The organism is Pseudomonas artemisiae (genome assembly GCF_057128685.1).
The window spans coordinates 299,630-323,161 of record NZ_JBSKHS010000004.1 but is presented as its reverse complement, the minus strand read 5'-3'; the positions used below and the strand labels follow the sequence as shown (position 1 = coordinate 323,161).

At 61.1% G+C, this 23,532-nt stretch carries 13 protein-coding genes; 5 read left to right on the top strand and 8 right to left on the bottom strand.

The genetic code is table 11. The features are described from left to right. Positions 1-163: 163 nt before the first annotated feature. The 3 genes from ACWKV4_RS07610 to ACWKV4_RS07600 form a co-directional block, all read right to left on the bottom strand. On the bottom strand, positions 164-385 hold the full coding sequence (locus ACWKV4_RS07610; protein ID WP_483831457.1) for a DUF6555 family protein: 222 nt from the start codon (positions 383-385) through the stop codon (positions 164-166). A 99-nt stretch (positions 386-484) separates the two neighbouring features. Continuing rightward, positions 485-910: a DUF1810 domain-containing protein gene (locus tag ACWKV4_RS07605; protein WP_483831456.1), complete on the bottom strand. Its 426-nt coding sequence runs from the start codon at positions 908-910 to the stop codon at positions 485-487. Between the two features lie 66 nt (positions 911-976). Beyond that, positions 977-1,879, bottom strand: coding sequence for an SDR family oxidoreductase (locus ACWKV4_RS07600; protein ID WP_483831455.1), 903 nt, complete (start codon positions 1,877-1,879; stop codon positions 977-979). 317 nt (positions 1,880-2,196) lie between these two features. Here ACWKV4_RS07600 and ACWKV4_RS07595 point away from each other — a divergent pair, with 317 nt between their 5' ends. Next, positions 2,197-2,487, top strand: a complete 291-nt coding sequence (locus ACWKV4_RS07595) for a DUF1652 domain-containing protein (RefSeq protein WP_483831454.1) — start codon at positions 2,197-2,199, stop codon at positions 2,485-2,487. A gap of 72 nt (positions 2,488-2,559) precedes the next feature. Here the strand turns inward: ACWKV4_RS07595 and ACWKV4_RS07590 are convergent, their stop codons facing one another. Next, the gene (locus tag ACWKV4_RS07590) at positions 2,560-3,567 is read right to left on the bottom strand and encodes a zinc-binding alcohol dehydrogenase family protein (RefSeq protein ID WP_483831453.1); all 1,008 of its coding nucleotides are present in this window, start codon (positions 3,565-3,567) and stop codon (positions 2,560-2,562) included. A 98-nt stretch (positions 3,568-3,665) separates the two neighbouring features. Here ACWKV4_RS07590 and ACWKV4_RS07585 point away from each other — a divergent pair, with 98 nt between their 5' ends. Together ACWKV4_RS07585 and ACWKV4_RS07580 are read left to right on the top strand one after the other, a co-directional pair. After that, the gene (locus ACWKV4_RS07585; protein ID WP_483831475.1) at positions 3,666-4,583 is read left to right on the top strand and encodes a LysR family transcriptional regulator; all 918 of its coding nucleotides are present in this window, start codon (positions 3,666-3,668) and stop codon (positions 4,581-4,583) included. A 61-nt stretch (positions 4,584-4,644) separates the two neighbouring features. Continuing rightward, complete coding sequence (locus ACWKV4_RS07580) at positions 4,645-9,780, top strand: dermonecrotic toxin domain-containing protein (RefSeq protein ID WP_483831452.1); 5,136 nt, start codon at positions 4,645-4,647, stop codon at positions 9,778-9,780. 119 nt (positions 9,781-9,899) lie between these two features. On the opposite strand, the gene ACWKV4_RS07575 is transcribed toward ACWKV4_RS07580, so the two are convergent. Beyond that, positions 9,900-10,214, bottom strand: a complete 315-nt coding sequence (locus ACWKV4_RS07575; protein WP_483831451.1) for an SCP2 sterol-binding domain-containing protein — start codon at positions 10,212-10,214, stop codon at positions 9,900-9,902. Positions 10,215-10,565: 351 nt separating this feature from the next. Here ACWKV4_RS07575 and sohB point away from each other — a divergent pair, with 351 nt between their 5' ends. Then, positions 10,566-11,600, top strand: a complete 1,035-nt coding sequence (sohB, locus tag ACWKV4_RS07570; RefSeq protein ID WP_483831474.1) for a protease SohB — start codon at positions 10,566-10,568, stop codon at positions 11,598-11,600. Between the two features lie 64 nt (positions 11,601-11,664). Continuing rightward, positions 11,665-16,764 carry a dermonecrotic toxin domain-containing protein gene (locus ACWKV4_RS07565; protein WP_483831450.1) on the top strand — a complete coding sequence of 1,700 codons (5,100 nt, stop codon included), beginning with the start codon at positions 11,665-11,667 and terminating at the stop codon, positions 16,762-16,764. A 102-nt stretch (positions 16,765-16,866) separates the two neighbouring features. Here the strand turns inward: ACWKV4_RS07565 and ACWKV4_RS07560 are convergent, their stop codons facing one another. From ACWKV4_RS07560 to metH, 3 genes are all read right to left on the bottom strand, one after another. Then, the gene (locus ACWKV4_RS07560) at positions 16,867-17,361 is read right to left on the bottom strand and encodes a DUF934 domain-containing protein (RefSeq protein WP_483831449.1); all 495 of its coding nucleotides are present in this window, start codon (positions 17,359-17,361) and stop codon (positions 16,867-16,869) included. Beyond that, complete coding sequence (locus ACWKV4_RS07555; protein ID WP_483831448.1) at positions 17,345-19,003, bottom strand: nitrite/sulfite reductase; 1,659 nt, start codon at positions 19,001-19,003, stop codon at positions 17,345-17,347. Before ACWKV4_RS07555 ends, ACWKV4_RS07560 begins: the two co-directional genes overlap by 17 nt. 641 nt (positions 19,004-19,644) lie before the next feature. Next, the gene (metH, locus tag ACWKV4_RS07550; RefSeq protein ID WP_483831447.1) at positions 19,645-23,337 is read right to left on the bottom strand and encodes a methionine synthase; all 3,693 of its coding nucleotides are present in this window, start codon (positions 23,335-23,337) and stop codon (positions 19,645-19,647) included. Positions 23,338-23,532: the final 195 nt, after the last annotated feature.

The following is a 23,532-nucleotide window of genomic DNA, read 5'->3' as shown; positions in this document are numbered from 1 at the left end:
ACGTGGCAGCATTGGTGTGCTCTTCATAACAAAACGCCCTAGGCCAGCGAGGCCCAGGGTGGTGAAGATGTCAAAAATCCGGTATCCGGTTAACCGCAAGGCTGCTCCGCTTAAGTGAACAGCATTGCGGTCATGACCGGGCTCCGTACAGGTAGCCGTTAATTCAGGCCTGGCGCCACACCACTTGTTCTATGCCGAATTTCTCTGCCATGGGTTTGCTGGTTTTGCGCACTTTTTCCAGCCCGAACCGGCCGATACGGCCCACGCCAGCGTCGCAACTGGCCCAGTGCCAAGCGTTAGCGTTATCCATGTTGTCGGCGCGGATGATGAACGACTTGGCTGCACCGTGCTGGGTGTAATCGATGACGAATAGTTTTGCGCTCATGTCTAGTTCCCTCTCGTATTGAAAGGAGAAACCAAACGGCGCAAATAATTCAGTCTAATTGCTGGGCAACCGGAACCTGTGTGTTTTAAGGGACACGGTTCAGGCGCTCAGCAGCTCTAAGGTTTTAGCGTCTTGCTGGCCCTTGAAATAGCGGCTCAACAGGCCTTCGAACACTGCATCACCACTGGATGCCCGAAGAAAAAGCGTTAAACAAGAGTGCAGCTTCATAGCATCGACGCTGCCAAAAATCCCTTCGGCGCTGGTATTGGCAGGGTTATCGAGTAGCTCGCAGCATTCGCGCAAGCGCGGCCCGAGGGTAGGGTGGTCCCAGTACGCCAACGCTTCGGCGGCACCACTAAGGCCGTAATAATGAGCGGTATCGCTGCGGCCCAAGCCACGAAGCTGAGGAAACACAAACCACATCCAGTGGCTGGTCTTATGCCCCGAGCGCAGCTCTTTCACCGCCTGAGCATAGACAGGCGCCTGGGCTTCCACGAAACGTTGTAGGTCAAAGTCAGCGCTCATCAGGTAGCTCCCTAAGGTTTGCAAAGGCGCAACGGGAGCCCAATGACTCCCGAAACCACCTTGCACTTATGGCAGTGGATCGCCGCCCGTTACGCCGAATATTTCACCGGTGATGTAGCTGGATTCTTGCGACGCCAAGAACACATACAGCGGCGCACATTCGGCCGGTTGGCCAGGGCGCTTCATCGGGGTCTGCTCGCCGAAGTGAGGGATCTTTTCCCGCGGTTGGCCACCACTGGGTTGCAGCACGGTCCAGATCGGGCCCGGTGCGACCGCATTAACGCGGATACCTTTCTCGATGACCTGCTTGGACAACGCCTTGGTAAAGGCAACGATCCCGGCTTTGGTGGTAGCGTAGTCGAGCAGGGTAGCCGAGGGCTGGTAGGACTGGATGGACGCGGTATTGATAATGGTCGCGCCGGCTGGCAGAAGGGGGACCGCAGCCTTGCAGATCCAGAACAGGCCATACAGGTTGGTCTTTAGGGTAGCATCGAACTGCTCGGTACTGACCTCTTCGATGCTCTGGCGAGCGGTTTGCTTGCCGGCTACGTTGGCCACGATATCCAAGCCGCCCAAGGCCTTGTGGGCGTCTGCTACAAGGCGCTGGCAGAAAGCTTCGTCTTTAAGGTCCCCTGCAATGCCAACGGCTTTGCCGCCTTCGCTTTCGATCAAACGAATCACTGCCTGAGCATCTGCTTCTTCTTCATGCAGGTAGTTGATCACCACACTGGCTCCTTCACGGGCGAAGGCAATCGCAGTGGCACGGCCTATACCGGAGTCACCACCGGTGATCAGCGCCTTGCGGCCTAGCAAGCGTTCGGCGCCTTTATAGGTGCTTTCGCCATGATCGGGCTCGGGCGACATTTTGCTGTCCAACCCAGGGGCGTCTTGCGGTTGGTCCTTAAAGGGCGGCTGTGGATACTGAGTAAGGGGGTTTTGCATCTGGTATTGGTTCTTTGGCGTAGACACAGGTCTTTTCCTCTTGAGTGATAATGATTTTTCGAAAGGCACTCAAGGGCAGGCGTTTCACCGGACCGCGATAGTTTACGACCAGCGGACATTTGCCATCTGGTTCGCTACCGCCCCGGCTGAAAGGGTTATGCGGCGGGATCCAGTCGGCAATAGCGGAGGGCGGCGTTTTGCCGCGCGGTTAAGGTGTTGCCAGCAGTTACGTTGGTTTGCTGGGGGGGTGCCTGGGGTCTATAACTCAAGAGCAAGCCCGGGGATTGATGCGCTGTTGTGCTTCATCGCTTTCGCGGCCCGGCCATTGCCCTAGGAGAGTCACCATGAGAACCATCGGCCTAAGTGCCCTCGAAATGAGAGGTATCGTTGAGCGTGCGTTTGAACCCCTTACCTGCGTCTGCGAGACTACCTTCGGTCACTGCTTCAACCTTCGCATCGAAGACCCCCATACCAGCAAGGTGTACCTTGTCGTCGAAGGTATATCCGAGGATCGATTCGCCAGCAGCCGAGAAATCAGTAACCTGATCGCCCAACTACGCGCTGAACTGGAAAGCATCAAGTCGCCTATGCACCCGCTTTTGGGCAGCCAGCGAACCGCTTCGCGCGCCTTCTGAGGTACGGCCAATCGCTCAAGCCATGCGGCTCGCGGTCTGCATAGCCATAGGGCGCTGCAAGGCGCTACAGGGTCAAAACCCCTCCAGCACAATTTTGCCCTGTGCGCGATGGCTTTCGATCAACCGATGAGCCCTACGCAGGTTGGCGGCATTGATGGTGCCGTAATGCTCGCCGAGGGTGGTCTTGATGACGCCCGCATCGACCAGGCGGGCAACACGGTCGAGCAATTCGTGCTGCGCGATCATATCCGGGGTATTGAACAGGGAGCGGGTGAACATAAGCTCCCAATGCAGGGATAACGACTTGCGCTTGAGAGGCATTGCGTCCAAGGCCGCTGGATCATCGATCAATGCCAGTTGGCCTTGGGGCGCAAGGGCCGCGATCAATTGCTCGTAGTGAGCATCCGTATGGGTCAGGCTGGCAACGTGAGTCACCTCAGGTACGCCGAGCGCTTCAAGCTGAGGCGCCAAGGGCTGGCTATGGTCCACCACATGGTGGGCGCCAAGTTTTGTTACCCAATTGCGGGTTTGCTCGCGCGATGCCGTACCGATGACGATCAGTCGCGTCAGCTGGCGAGCCAACTGCACCAGCGTGGAGCCTACACCGCCCGCGGCGCCTACGATCAACAGGCTTTGGCCTTCACCACCGCCTTCGGGTACTTTCAGGCGGTCGAACAGTAGCTCCCAGGCTGTGATACTGGTCAGCGGCAGGGCCGCCGCTTCGGCGTCACTTAAGCTGCTTGGCTTGCGCCCAACCAAGCGTTCATCCACCAGTTGGTATTCACTGTAGCTACCTGGGCGCTCAAGGGCACCGGCGTAATACACCACGTCACCGGGCTTGAACAGGCTCACCCGCGCCCCCGTTTCAACCACAACACCCACTGCATCCCAACCCAATACCCGCGGCTCGGTTACTGGGGCGCGTGCTCTGACCTTGGTATCTACGGGGTTTACCGCGATAGCACGCACCTGCACCAGCACGTCTCGGGGCCCTGGCGTGGGTTGAGGCAGTTCGATATCCAGCAGGCTGTCTGGGTGATCGATAGGCAGCCCGGCTTCGAGGTAGGCAACGGCTTTCATGGCAAAGTACTCAAGGTAGTAGGGGGGGCTATAGTGAGGCTTTGTGTTTTCATGAAAAACGGGCAAAATCCAGCAACACTTTCTTGATATTAGTGAAAATGGTCCGGCTGGACGACTTGGCTTTATTCATTCGTACCGCGGCTTTAGGTAGCTTTTCCAATGCCGCGAGGGAGGCCAACGTGCTGCCTGGCCAGGTGAGCGCGGCGATCAGGCGGCTGGAGCTGGCGCTAGAGATCCGCCTGTTTGCGCGCTCCACCCGAAGCTTGAGGCTTACGCCCGAAGGCCAGCAGTATTTGCCTTTTGCTCGCCAAGCCTTGGATGCTCTAAGCGAAGGGGCGGGGCGGCTGCATCACGCCCGGCAAGCCTTACAGGGCGACCTGCAACTTTCAGCACCTTCGGATCTGGGCCGCAACCTGTTGCTGGGCTGGCTAGGCGAATTCCGTGAGTACTACCCTGGCGTTAGCCTGCGGTTGCGCTTGTCTGATCAACTGGCCGACGTGTTTCGTGACCCAGTGGACGTCGCTATTCGCTATGCGGTCAAGCACGATGCCAGTTTCGTAGCCCTGCCACTTTCCCAAGGCAACCGCCGGGTCGTCGTCGCCGCGCCCAGCTACTTGGCTCGGGCTGGGCGCCCCGCTACCCCGCAAGCCCTGGCCAACCACACCTGCTTACGGTACTTACTGGGCGGCGCCGTTTATGACAAATGGGGTTTCGAGCATACCGACGGCGCGCGGCTCAACGTGACGGTGGCCGGCAGCCTGGTCAGTGACGATGCCGATGTGGTGCGCCGTTGGGCGGTAGCCGGGGAGGGCATTGCGTACAAGTCCTGGCTGGACGTGTGCATGGATGTACAGGATGGGCGCCTGGAAGTGCTGCTATCGGCCTGGCGGGGCGAGCCGGTGCCACTGTATTTGGTGTGCCCCCATCGCGGGCAATTTTCGCCCGTGGTTCAGGCGTTGCACCTGTGGCTGCGCGAACGCCTGGCGCGGATGCCGCTGGCGCCAACGCAGCTGTAAATACCGCTCGCAAGCGCTTGGCGTGCCTAGGCTGTGCAAACCACAGCCTAGGAGCCTGTTCATGCCTGCCAGTTCTGACATCACACCGTTGTACCATGCCCTGATCAAGTCACGCTTACCCTTGTGGCTAGCGAAGGCTGGCCCCGATGATCTTCAGCGCCTCAATACCCTGGCCCAGCATGCCGAAGTCTCTCGCCGTGCGCTGGCGGCAGAGGCAGCTCATTTGCCTCAATACACAGACTATGCTGCCCAGGCATTGGCAAGCCTACTGGCCGAGTCAGGTCAGTCTAGGGTCGACCCCACTACCGCGGTGCTGCACTGGACCGACCCGGACGGCGAGAAGCCGGCCCTGACGTGTACCTTGGTCGAGGCGGCATTACGCAACTTTGCCGAAGCCGACGCCCTACCAGAAGCCTTTGGCCCAGGCTCTGGCGTATTTCGCGAGCGTCAAGCCCAGGACGCGCCAGTGCCCGCGACTCAACTCGGGATCACGCCATGGGCCTTTGCCCAGGCTTGCCGGCGATTGGATATCGGGGGTGGTTTCATGCGCCACCTGGCCGCTGAACTGCCGCTGCGTGTTACCCAAGGTGATTCTGACGAGGCCTCAAGCCTGCCGCGGCTGTTTTGCCAGGCTGACCGCGATGCGCTGGCGGCCGAGGCCTGCATCGCAAAACTCAAGGGCGAGGTGGACAACACGGGCCTGAGACTATTGGCTACCTGGGGGCTGGCCCCGGAAGCGGCGCTGGCGCCCCTGCCGGGCAGCGCCAAACGCCTACGCCTGAGCGGCTTCGAACTGGACCGCGTGCTCGTGATACTGTCTGATCACAATCAGGCTCAAGGCCGAACCTGCTTGCTATACGTCCCCAACGACCCGCGTGCCCCGCTGACTCAGTTCTCCAGCGTCGATGCCATGGCCAACGCCTTGAACGCCCGCTTGGAGGACCCTGGCTACCTGCGCTTTTTCGCAGGCTTTGTCGCCCTGGCACAGGAAGCCGCGTTCATCCGCGCAATGGAACGCGTACCGGCGCAAGACTTCGATGTGGTATTCCGAACCGCTTTGAATCCGCTCAAAGCATTGACGCTTGCGATCGGGGTGTTAAAAGGCGAACCAGTATTGCGTCGGCCTCGGTTGGTCATGGGCTTTTTACCGCTGCATGAGCTGTTCAGCGACCGCTACGCCAACTGGGCCCAGCGGACATTGGCCGACACCCAGGTACTAGCGGTGCCCACCGCCCGGGCCGACCGCCTGGCAACCATGGCTCGGCATGAACATTGGCTGGGGTTAGGGGAGCAGTTGGGCCTGTTCGTGTTGTCGTTCGTGCCGGGGGTGGGCCAGGCCATCGCGGTGTATTCTATGGTCCAGGCGCTGCACAGCGTATTCGAGGCCTCTCAGGCCTGGCTCGAAGGGGATGAAGCCCTGGCTCGTTCCCTGTTGATGGGTGCTGTAGAGAACTCCCGCAACCTGCTGCCCAGTCAGCCTCGCCCCGGCGAGGCCGAGCCCCAGGACTTACTCGACCGCCTGCGCCTGATCGCCCGCCCCAACGGCGAAACCCGCTTGTGGTTACCAGACTTGCACATGCGGAGCACAGCCCAACTGCCCGGCGGCGAAGGCGTGGCGGCCGTGGACGGGGTGTACAGGCAAGGCGGGCGGGCCTGGGTCAAGCTCGACGAGCGCTATGTGGAAGTACGCCCCAGCGCTACCCCCTATCGGGCCGAGCCGCTTATGCCGGTGGGGTTCACAGGCTATGTTCCCCGTTTGCTGGGCAACGGCGCTGGAGGTTGGCACGCCGAACATGAGCGGCCCTCGCAATGGCCGTTGGCGGCGTTGGTCCGCCGCAGTGGGAATGAGGCCATAGGATTAAGTGACGCGACCATCGCACAGGCATGGCGCTTCGCCGGCTTGGCCGAGCATGAGTTGCAGGCTGCCACTGGGCGCGGGGAGCGCCTGCCTGGACTGCTGCGCTATTGGCTGCATAGGCGAGCCAAGGCAGCGCAACTGGAGCAGGCCATTACCTTGTTGCGCGGCCAGGCGCGACAACCCGTGGCGCATCCGGCGGTGGTCCGCACGTTGCTTGACGTACCAGGCTGGCCGTCGGAAATCGGTGTGGCCCTAAAGCAGGCAGACGGCACCTTCCTCGAGCTGAAGGCCCAAACCATCCATAGCGTGCGCCTGACGGCAAAGCAATTGGCCAACGGTGACTGGGTGTCGGCCTTGGTGACTCAGTTGGGCGTGAACGACCTGGCTTCCTTGCTCGATGAACCCGGTGCTCTGACAAACGCGGCTCGGCGCCTGGCGGCGAGATGGGCGCGGGTATTGGAGGCCGAGCGCGGTAATGTGCTACGCGACTTGAGCGAAGCGTCAACGGATAACGCGCCAGAGCAGGCTAACGCGCTGTCTACCCTGGGCAGGCACTTTCCCTCCGTGCCTCGAACAGTGCTGAAGGACGTTCTGGACCTGGCTGACAGCGCGCAGCGCGAGCGACTGGAACAGGGCCGCGTGCCACTGCCCCTCGCTGAAGTGGCAGTGCAGTGTCAACGCCAGCTACGCATCGGCCTGGCCTGCGAGGCCTTGCAGGAAGGGCTGTCTACCCCTGACCGTGACGTTCTGCTCATGGGCCTCTTGAGCCGGCTGGAGGGTTGGCCACCTACGTTGGCCCTCGAACTGCGCCAGGCAGGCCCCTTTGGCCGCCTGGTCGGCCGGACAGGCCCCGCCGAAGGGCCGGCCCGAGTAATCGCCCTTTCCGCTGGCCAGTACCGGACCTACAACGCGCCCAACACCCCGCCAATGCAGGCGGCCAGCCTGGAGCAGGCGGTGGCGGATGCGGTTCGGGGCCAGGGCGGCATGCTTGCCACGAGCCTCGCCGATGGCACGGCGTTGCGCGAACGGCTTGTCCCTCTGGCGTTGGCCAGTCGCGCCGAAGTCGCCAGGTTGTTGGGCATGGCCAGTCAAAGCGCTCGTTTATTCCGACCGCCTACCCGCCTGGCCGACGGCCGCCTAGGCTACCCGCTGAGCGGGCGAGGCGCTGGCCACCCAGTAAGGGCTATTGAGAGTGAAATCGTCCAGCAACTCATAGAACTGTACCCAGAAGCGGACGGGCGCACTCACCACCTGCTCAGAGTCGAAATCGGTCAAGGCGCCGCGGCTTTGGAGGAACTGGCCCGCCGTCGACAAGCGCTGGCGGACTTGAGGGCCGAATTGGGCGAGTGGTTACGTTCCTCCACGGCTGAGGGTGCTAGCCAGAGCGCTTTACGGCCAGCGCGGGAGTTGGCAAGCCGGATCCTCCTGCAAGCCTGGCAACGGCGTTTTGTCAGCCCCCTGGCGGTCCATGCCGATGGGGTGGTACGCCATGCGTTGAGTCTGGCCTACTTACGTTTGGGCAACCGCCTGCCTGTGTTGAGCGCAAGCTTTACCCACATTCTCGAACTCGACCTCAGCGGCATGGAGCTGGAAACCATCGACCCGGCGTTCTTACGCATGTTCCCCAATGCCCGCGTGCTACGCCTCAATGACAATCCACTGAGGACGTTGCCCAGCGGTCCCGCCTGGCTCACGCAGCTTCGTGAACTGCACCTGCGTAATATCGGCCAGGAATGCGCCGGGCAATTTCTGAATTGGTTGCAACCGCTTACCGCCACCCTTAGACGCTTCCAGCTATCGGATAACCCAGGCCTTCCCGTTAACCAGCTAATGCCGCGGCTGAGTCATTTCCCTGGCCTGCAAAGCTTAGGTCTCGAGAATAACCAGATCCGCCTCACCCCTGAGACGCAAGGCGCGTTCAGCACGCTCGTCCGGTTGGGCTACCTCTCCCTGGATAACAACCCTCTGGGCCTGGCGCCGCATGTACAAGGCCTGCGGGAGTTGACCTGGCTATCACTGGCCGATACGCAGATAGACAGGTTGCCAATGGGGCTTGAGCAGTTGATGGCCGAACCTAACCTGCGGTTGATGTATGTCAATCTGTCAGGCAATGCCATCACTCACGTGCCCGACCTGTCAGCGACTGAGTTCTTCCGCCGTGCCGCCCGAGAACCGGAAGAGCCAGCGGCAGTGGAGTTCAACTTGGAGATAAACCCCTTGGACGCCGAGTCGGTGGCGCTGTTGGATCGTAGCGGCTTTGCTCCCGAGCAGCGCCTGGACGGCGAAAACGATGTGCCCGATCGCGACCCCGACCGTTGGCTCGAAGGCTGCCCAGAGCCATTGCAAGGGTTGATTCGCAACGCTCGGCAGGCACGCGACGGGGCAGACTTTTATGCCTTGCTTGGGCACGTTACGGATACAGCGTTGTACAGACGCGCGCGCTCGGTCGAAGAACGCGCCCAGTTGAGGGCACGAGCCTGGGCACTGGCGCAACGCTTCTTGATGCCGGGTGAAGATACCCTACCAGGCCTGACGGTGCTGCGGGACCACTTCTACGACATCGCCAGGGACGCCAGGGGCACCTGTGGCGATGGCGTAGCCTTGACCCTGGACCACTTCGAAGGGGAGTTCAACGTCTGGCAAGCCATTGCCGGGTCTATGCGGCCGGGCGAGGAACAGGCATTGATCGGGGCGCTGGGGCCTGCTCGACGCCTGTTCCGGCAAGCATTGGTCGATGCACAGGCGCAGCGGCTGGTGCAAGCTCGGCTCGCGCGGTTGGCTGGAGAGGTTGCTACGGACCCCGCCGCGGACCTCGCCGACAATGTACCCCCGCACCAATTGGACATGGGCGTGGACGAAGTCGAACTCCGGCTGGTGTTGCGCCAGCGTCTGGAAACCGCCTTGGACCTGCCGCCCACCAGTGCGCGGCTGTACGATTCAGTGGTCGGCGAGAGTACGGTGAACAGGATCGCCGGGCGTGTGCGCGCGCTGGACAGCAATGAAGCGTTTGCCCAATGGCTGGTGAACCATCAGCACATCTGGCGCATGGCGTTGGAACATCACTATGCTAGCCGGTTTGCCGAGGCCAGGGCGCCCTACGATGCCGCGCTGGAGTATGTGCTTGGCACCGCGGCCGGCGATGCCGTGGAGCCATTGTCTGATTCGGCTGTCGCCTTGCTCGAAGCCCTGGACCCCGAGGTCCAGTGGCGCCAAGAGACGGACCAGGGGCCGAGGCTGACCGAACAACAAGCCTACGACCTAAGCAACCGCTTGAGCGAAGCCTGCACCCGCACGGCCGATGCACTGCGGCTGCGCTTGACCCTCGCGTTGTTGAGCTGAAACCACGCAGGCCCCGAATCGCGGGGCCTGCGCGCTGCCCGTTCCATGGGGAACGAAGGCGGTTTCACCTTATACGGCACGATTGCGTGATGATGAACACGGGAAAGGGCCGTTACAGATCAGACAGGGAACAGTTCGCTTAGCTTCATGGCAAGCATCATGTCGCCTTCAGCTCGCAACTTGCCCTGCATGAACGCTTGCATGCCATCGGTTTCGCCGCTCACGATCCCGTTTAGGGTATCGCTGTCCATCACCAGGGTGACATTCGCATCGGGGTTTTCACCCTCCTGGATGTCACAGGTGCTGTCTTTCACGACCAAGTTGTAATGCTTGGTCTCGTCGATACGAAAACCAAATACCAGGTCGAGGCCCGCGGCAGCGGCGGCGTTGAACTTGCTTTTCATGGTCTGGATGGCTGAATTGACGTCGCTCATGGAATAATCCTGTTCAGATAAATGAAGGTTGGCGCTCGCGCCCAGTGATAAGTTCGGGTACCTGGCACACCCTGTTGGCGATAGCACGTCAGGGTTCCGAGCACCGAAGGACGCCCGACCAGGCTGAATAGGTAGGGGTTACCCATGCGCTATACCGCCGCTGCCAATGGAGGCAGGTTAGGGGGTGCCCCAGGCCCTGTCAACGGTGGTTCATACAAGCGTTTCAAAAGGCCGTTTCATCGTGCTTCACCCTTCGCACGCTCGTTAATCCCGCCCACCGTCCAGGGCGGCTATGCCGCGGCAGCGCTCGCCGGTATGCTGATGCACTTTCTACCCGCCGCAGGAGTCACCGTGGAGTTCCTCTCCGAATACCTGGGTTTTCTCGCCCGTACCGTTACCTTGGTCATCGCTGTACTGGTGGTGTTCGCCGGCATTGCCTCGTTGCGCGCCAAGAGCCGTCGCAAAGGGGGCGGGCAATTGCAGGTCACCCGGCTCAATGATCTTTATAAAGGCCTGCGCGAGCGCCTGGAGGCTTCGCTTCTGGACAAAGACGGCCTGAAGCGGCTTCGCAAGCAGCAGGCCCGAGACGACAAGGCACAGCGCAAAGCCAAGGTAAAGCTGGGGGACACCAAGGGGCGGGTATTCGTGCTGGACTTCGACGGTGATATCAAGGCTTCGGCCACCGAAAGCCTGCGCCATGAAATCACCGCCTTGCTTACCCTGGCCACCCCTAAAGACGAGGTTGTGCTGCGGCTGGAGAGTGGCGGCGGCATGGTCCATAGCTACGGCCTGGCGTCCTCCCAATTGGCGCGTATTCGCCAGGCGGGCGTGCCCTTGACCGTGTGCGTGGATAAGGTCGCTGCCAGTGGTGGCTACATGATGGCCTGCATTGGCGAAAAAATCCTCAGCGCGCCTTTTGCCGTGCTGGGCTCGATCGGGGTAGTGGCGCAGTTGCCCAACCTGCATCGCCTGCTGCGCAAGCATGACATCGACGTGGAATTGCACACGGCGGGTGAGTACAAGCGTACCTTGACCGTATTTGGCGAAAACACCGAGAAGGGGCGGGAGAAGTTCCAGGAAGACCTAGACGTTACCCACAAGCTGTTCAAGAATTTCGTGGTGCACTACCGCCCGCAACTGTCCATCGACGAAGTGGCCACCGGTGAAGTGTGGTTAGGGGTAGCGGCCCTGGAGCGCAAGCTGGTGGACGAGATCAAGACCAGCGATGAATACCTGGCCGAATGCGCGCGCGGCGCGGACGTGTTCCACCTGCATTATGCCGAGCGTAAAAGCCTTACCGAACGGGTAGGGCTGGCGGCCAGTGGGTCATTGGAGCACCTGGTGGGGCGCTTATGGAATACCCTCGGCGCCGGACGCTTTTGGTAACCCCTATATACCACTGAGCTTGGCGCCACAGCGCTACCCTCGGGCCTCCAGACAAGGAGGCCCCATGCCCAATACCCTGATCGTTCCACCGCTGCCCCACCAAGGTTTCCTACTGTCCCGCCTGCCCGCGTGGCTGGCGCGAGCGCAACCTGAGCAACGCCAGCGCCTTCATCAACTGATACAGGCAGCGGAAAACGCTCGATACGATCTCAAGGCTGCCATTGCCAAGTTGCCCACCGTAGAGGCCTTTGCCCTGTCACACTTGCAGCCTGTGCTGGCACGGCTGCTCGACGCAGGCCAGGACCCTCGTAAAGCGGTACTGCACTGGGTAGATCCGCAAGGCATGCGCCCGCCTATCGAACGTACCCTCCTGCAGGCGGCCTTGCAAAACTTCCATCAGCGAGAGACCCACGCCAGCGCCTACGGGGATGGCTCCGGGCTGTTCGCTGGGCTTGGGAGCGATGGCAAGGCTGACCGAAGCCGGGCGCTGGGCTTGCGCCCGGAAGCGTTCGCCAAGGCCTGTCGGGGCCTGGACTTGGGCGGGCGGTTTCAGCGCGCGCTTGCAGTGCAGGTTCCGGCACGCTTGCCCGGCGAGGGAGACCCCGTTACAGGCGTAACTTCCCTGGCCTGGCTCATGTTCACCTGCCAGCAGGCCGCGTTCATGGCGGATGCCTGCATTGCGCGCCTTGTCGGGCGCCTTGGGGCCGAAGGCCTGGCCTTGCTGGCCCATTGGCGGATGTCCCCTGAGCCGGTGGCGCCCATAGAGGCTCAGGCACAGCGGCTGACCCTGTTAGGCTTCCCACTCGCCCAGGTCATTGTGGTTGGCAGGCAGGCGCCTGGTCGCTCGGCGGCGACCGTGGTGGCCTACCTCCCGGGAGACCCGGAGGGTTCCGTGGCCGAGTATGCCGACAAGCGTAGCCTGGCGATGGCCTTGGGCGAGAGGCTTCGTTCCTCGGCCTTCTTGAAGTTCCTTGCAGGCTTTGTGCCTCCGACCCAGCGAACGGCGTTCATGGAGCGGGTGAAGCATGCGATCACCGCGGGGCGTTGGCTACCGCCCCATTTGGAATGGGTGCCGGTAAACGTGCCCGGCAATCCATTCGTAGAGGGTTACCGTATTTGGGCGCAACAGGCCATGGCAGAGGCCGCCACCGTGGCGGTGCCGACTTCATGGGTGGACCATCAGGACAGTTTCGAACGCTACGCTCATTGGGTAGAGGTGGGCGAGCAGTTAGGCCTGAGCCTGACCCTCATGGTGGGCTCGGCCATCCCAGGGGTAAACGTGATCGCCGACGCGGTGATGTTAGGGCAAGGCCTCTATAACGTGTACGAAGGCGTACAAGCATGGCAACGTGGCGATACCCGAGGGGCCATCGACCATGTGTTCGGCGCGGTGGAAAACGCCGCGTTCTTCGGCCTTGGCAAGCGACCAGAACCCGCTACGGTAGATTTCGCTACCCGACTGGTACCGGTGACCGGTGCCGATGGTCAGGTCCGCCTGTGGCAGCCGGCCTTGGAAGACTTTCGCGCCCATGACCTGCCTCCTACATCCATCAGGCCTGATAGCAGCGGGTTATACCGCCATGATGGCCGAACCTGGCTATGTATCGAGGACAGGTTCCATGAGGTTGTACCTCAGGGGGCGAACGTAGCGCGCCTGATTCATCCCACGCGCGAAGGCTATGCGCCAATGCTTTATGGGGACGGCTACGGTGGCTGGCGCACCGCTCATGAAAACCCGGCGCACTGGAGCAGCGCGACGCTGATCCGAAGGTTCGCTGATCGCTACCAGGCGCTGTCTGATCAAGCCCTGTTGCAGGCGCAACGCCTGGCAGGTATCAGCGATGCACAGTTGCGCCAGGCACACCTGGATAGAACGGGCATGCCGACGCCATTGGCCCATCTATTGGCACGTCAATTAGCGGCGAGGCAACTGGACACCGCCTTGGTCGCCTTAAATGGCAATGGTGCACCCACAGCTCCGGCTCCAGCTCCAGCACTGGTGGACGTACTGCGTGCTGTTCCTGGCTGGCCAGCAGAGGTGGCTGTGGCGTATCGAGCCGGGGAAAATACCGAAGTGTTTGGCTCGGCAACTGCCACACGGCGAATCCACCTGGATGAGGCGGACTTTACTGAGGGCAGCTGGGCCGGCAAGATAATCTCTCAACTGGACCCTACAACCATCAATGCTGTATTGGGTATGGATACGTCCCTGGTACCTGCTGATCTGGCACATCGGGTCTTGGCCGGCGCGTGGGCCCGGGTATTGGCGTCGCGTAGAGCGTCACTGGTTCAGCGCCTGGCCGAGCCCATCGCGCCCGCGGACCCAGCCCACGGTACGCTGCGCAGACACTTCCCAGGGCTTGTGCCGGAATCGATCGAGGCGTTGATGCAGGGTTGCCCCCGGACGGAACGACAGGCCCTGGCAGCTGGGCGACTGCCACCAGGGCTGGGTGAGCAAGCAGCCGAGGCCCTACGCCAGTTACGGCTAGCCAGGGCCTGCGAGGCATTGGGGCAGGGGGAAGCCAGCCCCGATCGCGACCGGCTGGCGTTCGGGCTGTTTTCAAGCCTGGGGCAGTGGGCTGGCACCCTGCGTCTAGAGTTGCGGGCCGACCATTTCCATGGCCGGGTACTGGAAACAGCTGGCGAGCCGATCGCTCCGCGCTGGGTCATCGTTCGCCATGGCGATGGTTATCAACCCTTCGACGACCAAGGCCTTGAGCTTGGGCCGCGCTCCCAGTTGGAGCAGGCCATCATGGCCACCCTCCCGGACAGGGTCCGGGCAGCCGCCGCTGGGCAAGCCGCGGATGCCGGCACCCTGCGCGAAGTACTGCTGGAGCGGGCGCTGGCTCGGCGAGACATGCTGCGCCAGTTGCTGGGCATGGCTCCAGATAACCGCCGGTTCTTCAGGCCTCCCGCGCGACAGGCCAGCGGCGCGGTAGGATATGCGCTCAGTGGGCGCGGTCTGCCAATCCCACGTGTGCTGGCGCCCCAGGATCCTCACCGGTTGGCTTTAGAAACGCTGTATCCAGAAATCAGCGAGGCCGAACGGGAGGAGTTGCGTGAGTCCCTAGGCGAAGGCGAAGCAGCTACCACGTCTCTGGCCCGGCTAAACGCGGACCTGGCCCGGTTGCGCGTGGAGTTGGGCCGTTGGGTCGCGCAAGCGGAGGCTAACCCTTCGCAGCAGGCCCTGGCCCATGAGGCGGAGCACCGCAGAACCTTTGCCGACAGAATGATCGACCTGTGGCAGCGACGGCTGAGCACCTTGGGGTTTGGCACGCACGGGTATGGGCTGACCGTGCGTGGCCTGGATATTGGTGAGTTGCCTACCCTTACCGTGCGTTTCGACCATGTGCGGCGGGTGGCCCTGCTGGACATGGGCCTGAACCAAGTGAATGACGGTTTCCTGGCCAATTTCCCCAATATGGTCTGGCTTGACCTGAGCCTGAATCACCTGCAAGTGCTACCGAACGTGAGTAGATTTCAGCAACTTGAACGCCTGAGTCTGGACTACGTGGGCAGGCAGGAAGCCCCGGCGGTGTTGGAAATGGCGACGCCCCTGGCTGCAAGCCTGGCGCACCTGGACTTGGCGGGGCTGGGCTTGAACCTTGGGCCTGCCGAGTTTCAGACCCTGGCCCAGTTCACCCGGTTGCACACCCTCGATTTGGAAGGCAATGCCATCACCCTTACCGAGCAAACCGCCATGGGCTTTGCCCTGTTGCCACTGTTGCAAAACCTCTCCCTTGGGACCAACCCACTTGGCCGGCCGCCGGTGGTCACGCATCTGGCAAACCTGGCCGTCCTGGACCTTAGCGATACCGCAATACGGAGCTTTCCACCCGGTCTGGTCGAGCTAATGGACCAGGAGCCGACCCGGCTGCGTGAAATCAACCTGTCCGATAACCTGATCCAGGAATTGCCCAATTTTTCCAACACGCGTTTCGCGCAGCTTTCACGGGACTATCACGACAACATCGAGTCCCTTCACTACGGCGCGGGAATCAACCTTCATGGCAACCCTTTGTCCGGCGACGCCAGGCAGAGGCTGCGTCGAGCGGGCCTGAGCTTCTTTGCTCGTTGGCACGCCTCCAGCGAATCGGAGAACGACGTGGGCCAGCCGGACCAGGACCAGTGGTTGCAAGATTGCCCGCCAACCCTTGCGCGGGCCATCAGCCAGGAACGCGCGCGGCACGAGGCTGCTGAGTTCTATCAATTGCTCAGCCGGGTAGTAGACACCGCGGACTACCAGGCCCAACCACTGCAAACCCGCCAGCGGGTGTGGGCCCTGGTACAAACCTGGCTGTTGCCGGGTGATCAGGTACTGCCGGGGCTTGAAGCCCTGCGTGACAGGCTGTTTGCCATGGCGCAGGACACCATGGGTACCTGCGGCGACGGTGTGTCCTTGACCTTGGACGAAATGGAGCATGAGGTCGAAAGCTGGAGAACGGTCGCCAACTCAAGCGCGCCTGGGGAGGGCCCCTTGAGGGAGTTGCTCGATTACCAGCGCCGAGTATGGCGGCGGGTGCTAGTAGACGACGCCGCCCGGCGCTTGGTCAGGGCCCGGGTGGCGCGCGAGGAAGGTCTCAGAGGTGCTCACCCCGAGCAGGCGCCACCGCTCGACCCACTGGACGACTTGCCCGACGCGCTGCTTGAGGAGGGCCTTGATGAAGTCGAGGTGCGCTTCTATCTGTTCCAGCAATTGGAAACCACCCTGGGCCTGCCGGCCAGCCGCGGCATGCGCTATAGCACGCGAGTGAGCGCTCAGACCGTCAACCGCGTGGGCACCGAGGTGTTGGCGCGCGATACCGTCGATGCCTTCGCCCGTTGGGTCGCTCATAGCTCAGGCTTTAGAACGTACTTGGAGCATGGCCACGCCGAGGCGTTCTCCCCTGTGCGCGAGCGCTGGCAGGAGGCCGCTGATTACCTGTATGCGGTGAGCAGCGACAGTGGCGAGCCCGCCCCTGAATGGCCCTCGACCCTCGACGGGCTAAGGGAGCAGTTGCCGAACGTAAGCTGGCCGGCGCCTGGTGAAGGCTTGACTGAACTCAACGATCAGCAGGTACGCACGGCCTACGCCTGGGTAAGCCAGCGGCAGCAGCAGGAGATGGACGCGCTGGCGCTTGAGTTGACGCAACGATTGCTGGGGCTTGAAAGGCCGGAGGCGTGAAGCATGACCGGCCCGGCGCACTCCTGTAAGGCGCCGGGTCGCCCGCAAGCCGGGGCTCGAGGGGTCGCACCGTCGCGGACGACAGCTGAACGCCCCTGTTTATCAACGACGTCGGAACAGCGGTCGGGGTTCGTCACTCGCGCCTTGGTAGGCTACGGAGAAGTCCCGCAGGCCTTCCAGCGCTTCGTAGGGGTCTTTATCGGCTCGCACGGCGAAGGCGTCAAAACCACACCGGTGCATGTAAAACAACTGATCACGCAGCACATCGCCTATGGCCCGCAGTTCCCCCTTAAAGCCGTAGCGATCCCGCAGCAACCTGGCATTGGAATAGCTGCGCCCGTCGGTGAACGCAGGGAAATTAAGCGCGATAACTTGAAAGTGACTCAGGTCACTGGCGATTTCCTCGGCTTGCTCATCGGCATCCAGCCAAACGCCCACGCCACCATCGCGGGCCTTGAGCGCGTGGGCATGTTCACGCCACAGGGCCAGTGGCACGATGTAATCATCGCAGTTGCTCAACTCGTCCAAGGTGACGGTCTTGGGCAATAGGTGCCAGGTTTCATCCACCACCTGGTTGTTTTTAATGATTCGCTGCATAGACGCGCTCCTTGAAGGGTTCGATGCCGATACGCTGATAGGTATCGATGAAGCGCTCGTCTTCAGTGCGCTTTTCCACGTACACGTCGATAAGTTTGCCGATCACATTCGCCATGTCGTCTTGGGCAAAGGAGGGCCCAAGGATCTTGCCGATGCTGGCGTCGCGGGTCGCGCTGCCGCCCAGGGACACCTGATAAAACTCCTCGCCTTTTTTATCAACGCCCAGAATGCCGATATGCCCCACATGGTGGTGGCCACAGGCGTTCATGCAGCCGGAAATGTTCAGGTCTAGCTCGCCGATGTCGAACAGGTAATCCAGGTCGTCGAAACGGCGTTGGATGGATTCGGCGATCGGAATGGACTTGGCGTTGGCCAGGGAGCAGAAGTCGCCGCCCGGGCAGCAGATGATATCGGTCAGCAGGCCGATGTTTGGCGTTGCAAAGCCAAACTCGCGGGCTTCGAGCCACAGGGCGTGCAACTGGGCTTGTTCTACGTCGGCCAGGATCACGTTTTGCTCATGGGAGGTACGCAGCTGGCCGAAGCTGTAACGCTCGGCAAGGTCAGCGATGGCATCGAGCTGCTTGTCGGTCAGGTCGCCCGGGGCGGTGCCGGTGGGTTTGAGCGAGAGGGTAACGGCCGCGTAACCCGGGCGCTTGTGGGCGAAAACGTTGCGCTGTCGCCAGCGGGCAAAACCTGGGTGCTCGGCGCTCAGGCGGGCGAGGGTGTCGGCCTGGTCACTCAACGCTTTATAGGCCGGGTCAACGAAGTGGCGCGCAACACGTTGCACTTCGGCCTCGGTCAGGGTGGTCGCGCCCCCACGCAAGTGGGCCATCTCGGCCTCGACCTTCTGCGCGAATACTTGGGGGGTCAGTGCCTTGACCAGGATTTTGATCCGCGCCTTGTACTTGTTGTCCCGACGGCCATAGCGGTTGTACACCCGCAAAATGGCATCCAGGTAGCTCAGTAGGTCTTGCCAGTGCAGGAACTCATTGATAAAGGCACCCACCACCGGAGTGCGCCCCAAGCCACCGCCAACCAACACACGAAAGCCCAACTCGCCCGCGCCATTACGCACCGGCTCCAGGCCAATATCATGGACCTCGATAGCGGCACGGTCGCTGTGGGCACCGTTGACCGCGATCTTGAACTTGCGCGGCAAGTAGGCGAACTCTGGGTGAAAGGTGGTCCACTGGCGCACGATCTCGCACCATGGGCGGGGGTCGACCAGCTCATCGGCGGCCACGCCCGCGAACTGGTCGGTGGTCACATTGCGCAGGCAGTTGCCACTGGTCTGAATGGCGTGCATCTGCACCGTGGCCAGCTCGGCCAGAATGTCAGGCACGTCTTCTAGCGCGGGCCAGTTGAACTGTACGTTCTGCCGTGTGCTGATGTGAGCGTAGCCTTTGTCGTAATCCCGAGCGATCTTGGCCAGCATGCGCGTCTGTCGCGAGCTTAACTGACCGTAAGGCACCGCGACCCGCAGCATAGGGGCAAAACGCTGGATATAGAGGCCGTTCTGCAGGCGCAGCGGGCGGAATTCTTCCTCGCTGAGCTCGCCGGCAAGGTAGCGGCGGGTCTGGTCACGGAACTGCTTTACGCGGTCCTCGATGATCTGTTGGTCGTAGTCGTCGTAAACGTACATAGGTGTCCTGTCTTCAGGCGGGTCAGCGCTCACGGTTGCGCACTCTTCGCAGAGCCGACGGAAGATACCTTTTTTGGCTTATCCACTGAAGCGAAGTTTTCTTATAAGGAAATAGCTAAAGTCGATATGCAAAGTGATTGATCCCGGGGCGTTCAGCGCGCAGGTGGCGAGTTACCCCAAGCTGAGCTTAACTGGGACTAACGTCCTACGTTGTGGACGAACAACAATAAAGGTATCGACCATGCGCCACCTTTCTGTGAAGCCTAAAAAAACCAGCCATCCTATCGACGCTTGGGCCACGGCCTTTATGGCCGTGATCGTCATTGCCGCCGTAGTGTTTTGGGCGACGACCCATTAGCTGATAAATTGGATTAGCCAGTGGAGGTAAGTTGTTGAAAAAACGCTTAGGAACGAGCAAAGCTTGCGAATTTTACCCTTTCTTATGATGGTATTCGCCAGCTAGCGCTGGCTCCTACAGAAGGAAGTTAGGTGTGAGTGGCAAATAACTGAAATCGTTATACTTTCTGTAGGAGCAAGCAAAGCTCGCGAATCCTGGCATGTCTGCCGATGGCATTCGCCAGCTAACGCTGGCTCCTGCAGTTCTATTTAAATAAACCAGGTAGGTTATTGTTTTAAAAGGGTTATGCCTCGTATCCCAGGTTTGGCGAGAGCCACCGTTCGGTTAGGGTCATGTCCTGCGCCTTGCGCTTGGAATAGCTAGTCACCTGGTCCCGGTCTACTTTGCCCACGGCAAAGTACTGGGCCTGTGGGTGAGCAAAGTACCAGCCGCTCACGGCCGCCGTGGGGAACATTGCATAATGTTCGGTCAGGGTCACGCCGCTGATGCCTTGCGGGTCAAGCAAGGTGAACAGGGTGCCTTTCTCGGTATGATCGGGGCAGGCCGGGTAACCAGGGGCTGGGCGGATGCCACGGTATTGCTCACGGATCAGGGCGTCGTTATCGAGCTGTTCGTCGTTGGCGTACCCCCAATGCTCCTTGCGAACCTGCAAGTGCAGCCACTCGGCGCAGGCCTCGGCCAGGCGGTCTGCCAACGCCTTGACCATGATGGAATTGTAATCGTCGCCAGCATCTTGGTAGGCCTTGGCTACTTCCTCGGCACCAATGCCGGCGGTGGTAATGAAACCGCCGATGTAGTCCGTCACGCCGCTGTCCTTGGGCGCCACGAAATCCGCCAGGCTCAAGTTCGGCTTGCCGTCAGGCTTGATGGTCTGCTGACGCAGGTGGTGCAGTAGGGCAACGGGCCGACCCTCGGTGCCGTAGACCTCGATGTCGTCGTCGGCCACCTGGTTAGCCGGCCAGAAGCCGAACACCGCCTTGGCCTTGATCAGCTTCTCGTCGATGAGCTTGTGCAACATGGCCTGCGCATCTTCAAACAGTGCCGTCGCGGCTTCGCCTACCACCTCATCGGTCAGAATGCGTGGGTATTTGCCGGCCAGGTCCCAGGAAATGAAAAAGGGCGTCCAGTCGATAAATTCCGCCAGCATCTTTAGGTCAATGTCTTCCAGCACTTTGACGCCAGTGAAGGTAGGGCATACCGGGGTATAGGAAGCCCAGTCCCACTTCGGTTTGGCCGCTACCGCCTGGGGATAGCTCAAGCGCTCGGTGCGGCTGCCACGGGCGGCGGTACGTTCGCGAACTTCCTGGTAATCCACGCGCGTGCGCGCCACGAAGGCCGGCTTGAGTTCCTTGGACAGCAGCTGGGTGGCCACCCCCACCGCGCGGGATGCGTCAGTAACGTAGATCACTGCATCATTGCTATAGCGCGGCTCGATCTTCACCGCCGTATGGGCCTTGGAGGTCGTAGCGCCGCCGATCATCAGCGGCAGGGTAAAGCCCTGGCGCTGCATCTCCCGTGCCACGTGGACCATTTCGTCCAAGGACGGAGTGATCAGGCCCGAGAGCCCAATGATGTCGCACTTTTGTTCCTTGGCAACCTGCAGGATTTTCTCTGCCGGCACCATCACCCCAAGGTCGACGATGTCATAGCCGTTGCAGCCGAGCACCACGCCCACGATGTTCTTACCGATGTCGTGTACGTCGCCCTTTACGGTAGCCATCAGGATCTTGCCCTTGGCCTCGGGCTTGTCGCCTTTTTCCGCTTCGATGAACGGAATCAGGTGCGCCACGGCCTGCTTCATGACCCGAGCGGATTTGACCACCTGGGGCAGGAACATCTTGCCCGCGCCGAACAGGTCACCGACCACGTTCATCCCAGCCATCAGCGGGCCTTCGATCACCTCGATGGGGCGCTTGAAGCCCTGCCGGGACAGTTCGGTATCCTCCACGATGTAGGTCGTGATCCCCTTGACCAAGGCGTGCTCCAGCCGCTTGTTCACGTCCCAGCCGCGCCACTCCTCGGTTTCGGCTTCCTTGGTGCTGCCATCGCCCCGGTACTGGTCAGCGATGGCCAGCAGCGCCTCGGTGCCTTCGGGGGTGCGGTTGAGCACCACATCCTCGACCCGGTCACGCAGGGCGGCGGGGATTTCGTCATAGATCTCCAGTTGACCGGCGTTGACGATACCCATGGTCAAACCATTGCGAATGGCGTGCAACAGAAACACCGAATGGATCGCCTCGCGTACCGGGTTATTGCCGCGGAACGAGAAAGAGACGTTGGACACGCCGCCGGAGGTCAGCGCATAGGGCAGGTTGTCGCGAATCCAGCCGCAGGCGTTGATGAAGTCCACCGCATAGTTGTTGTGTTCTTCGATACCGGTGGCCACGGCAAAGATGTTGGGGTCGAAGATGATGTCTTCCGGTGGAAAGCCGACCTGGTTCACCAGGATATCGTAGGAGCGGGCGCAGATACTCACCTTGCGTTGCTCGGTATCGGCCTGGCCGTCTTCGTCGAAGGCCATTACCACCACGGCCGCGCCGTAGCGTTTGCATAGGCGGGCATGATGAATAAAGGCCTCCACGCCTTCTTTCATGCTGATGGAGTTGACGATGCCCTTGCCCTGGATGCACTTAAGGCCTGCTTCGATGACCTCCCACTTGGACGAATCGATCATGATGGGCACGCGGGAGATGTCCGGCTCGCCAGCGATCAGGTTCAAGAAGGTCACCATGGCCTTCTTGGAGTCGAGCATGCCCTCGTCCATGTTGATATCGATGACCTGGGCCCCGGCTTCCACCTGCTGCAGCGCCACCTCCAGGGCTTCGGTGTAATTCTCTTCGCGGATCAGCCTGGCGAAACGGGCCGAGCCTGTGATGTTGGTACGCTCGCCCACGTTGACGAACAGCGACTGGCGGTCGATGGTGAAGGGCTCAAGGCCAGATAACCGGCAGGCACGAGGAATGTCTGGAATGGCGCGGGGCGCGTGGCGGGCCACGGCGTGGGCAATGGCGGCAATATGCGCCGGGGTAGTGCCGCAGCAACCCCCTACAATGTTAAGAAAGCCGCTTTGCGCGAAGTCCTCGACGGTTTCAGCCATTTGCTCGGGGGTTTCATCGTACTCGCCGAAGGCATTAGGCAAGCCTGCGTTAGGGTGCGCCGATACATAGGTACCTGCTTTGGTGGCCAGCTCTTCCAGGTAGGGGCGCAACTCCTTGGCGCCCAGGGCGCAGTTCAAACCCACCGAAATAGGGTTGGCGTGGCGCACCGAGTTCCAGAACGCCTCGGTGGTTTGCCCGGAGAGCGTACGGCCGGAGGCGTCGGTAATGGTGCCGGAGATCATGATCGGCAATTCAAAGCCCAGTTCGTCGAACACGTCCTGCACCGCGAAGATCGCCGCCTTGGCGTTCAAGGTATCGAAGATGGTTTCGATCAGGATCAGGTCAGCGCCACCTTCGATCAAGCCACGGGTGGCTTCGGTGTAGTTATCCACCAGTTCGTCGAAGGTTACATTGCGGTAGCCGGGGTTGTTGACGTCTGGCGACAACGAACAGGTGCGGCTGGTCGGGCCCAATACCCCGGCAACGAAGCGAGGTTTATGTGGGGTTTGCTGCGTTTTGGCATCGGCTACCTGGCGCGCTACTTTTGCCCCTTGCACGTTGAGCTCGTACACCAGCGCTTCCATGCCATAGTCGGCCTGGGACACTTGAGTGGCATTGAAGGTGTTGGTTTCCAGAATGTCCGCGCCAGCGTCCAAGTAAGCCGCTTCGATTTGGGCGATCACGTCCGGGCGTGACAGCAATAGCAGGTCGTTATTGCCCTTTACATCACTGGGCCAATCGGCAAAGCGCTCGCCTCGATAATCGCTTTCCTCCAGCCGATAGCTCTGGATCATGGTGCCCATGCCACCGTCGAGGATCAGGATGCGTGATTTCAACGCGTCTTGCAGGGCAGTGAGGCGGGCTTGGCGATCATTCATGGAAGGTGGGCTCTGGCGCGTGCGGTAAAGCCGAAGATGATAGCAAAGCTAAGGCGGGTTACGACGGGGCAGGAATGAACATGAACTCTATTCATGTTGAGGCGATCATTGTGTTGCTATAAAGCCGGGCAAGTACGTTCTGTTGCAACAACCAGGATGAGAGAGGGTCGCATGTACGAGGTCGCGCCTGACACG

What these genes read in the sequence shown, in the direction of transcription:
- ACWKV4_RS07610 (WP_483831457.1), bottom strand. Translation starts at nt 385, where the DNA reads ATGAGCGCAAAACTATTCGTCATCGATTACACCCAGCACGGTGCAGCC.
- ACWKV4_RS07605 (WP_483831456.1), bottom strand. Translation starts at nt 910, where the DNA reads ATGAGCGCTGACTTTGACCTACAACGTTTCGTGGAAGCCCAGGCGCCT.
- ACWKV4_RS07595 (WP_483831454.1), top strand. Translation starts at nt 2,197, where the DNA reads ATGAGAACCATCGGCCTAAGTGCCCTCGAAATGAGAGGTATCGTTGAG.
- ACWKV4_RS07590 (WP_483831453.1), bottom strand. Translation starts at nt 3,567, where the DNA reads ATGAAAGCCGTTGCCTACCTCGAAGCCGGGCTGCCTATCGATCACCCA.
- ACWKV4_RS07585 (WP_483831475.1), top strand. Translation starts at nt 3,666, where the DNA reads ATGGTCCGGCTGGACGACTTGGCTTTATTCATTCGTACCGCGGCTTTA.
- ACWKV4_RS07580 (WP_483831452.1), top strand. Translation starts at nt 4,645, where the DNA reads ATGCCTGCCAGTTCTGACATCACACCGTTGTACCATGCCCTGATCAAG.
- ACWKV4_RS07575 (WP_483831451.1), bottom strand. Translation starts at nt 10,214, where the DNA reads ATGAGCGACGTCAATTCAGCCATCCAGACCATGAAAAGCAAGTTCAAC.
- ACWKV4_RS07565 (WP_483831450.1), top strand. Translation starts at nt 11,665, where the DNA reads ATGCCCAATACCCTGATCGTTCCACCGCTGCCCCACCAAGGTTTCCTA.
- ACWKV4_RS07560 (WP_483831449.1), bottom strand. Translation starts at nt 17,361, where the DNA reads ATGCAGCGAATCATTAAAAACAACCAGGTGGTGGATGAAACCTGGCAC.
- ACWKV4_RS07555 (WP_483831448.1), bottom strand. Translation starts at nt 19,003, where the DNA reads ATGTACGTTTACGACGACTACGACCAACAGATCATCGAGGACCGCGTA.
- metH (WP_483831447.1), bottom strand. Translation starts at nt 23,337, where the DNA reads ATGAATGATCGCCAAGCCCGCCTCACTGCCCTGCAAGACGCGTTGAAA.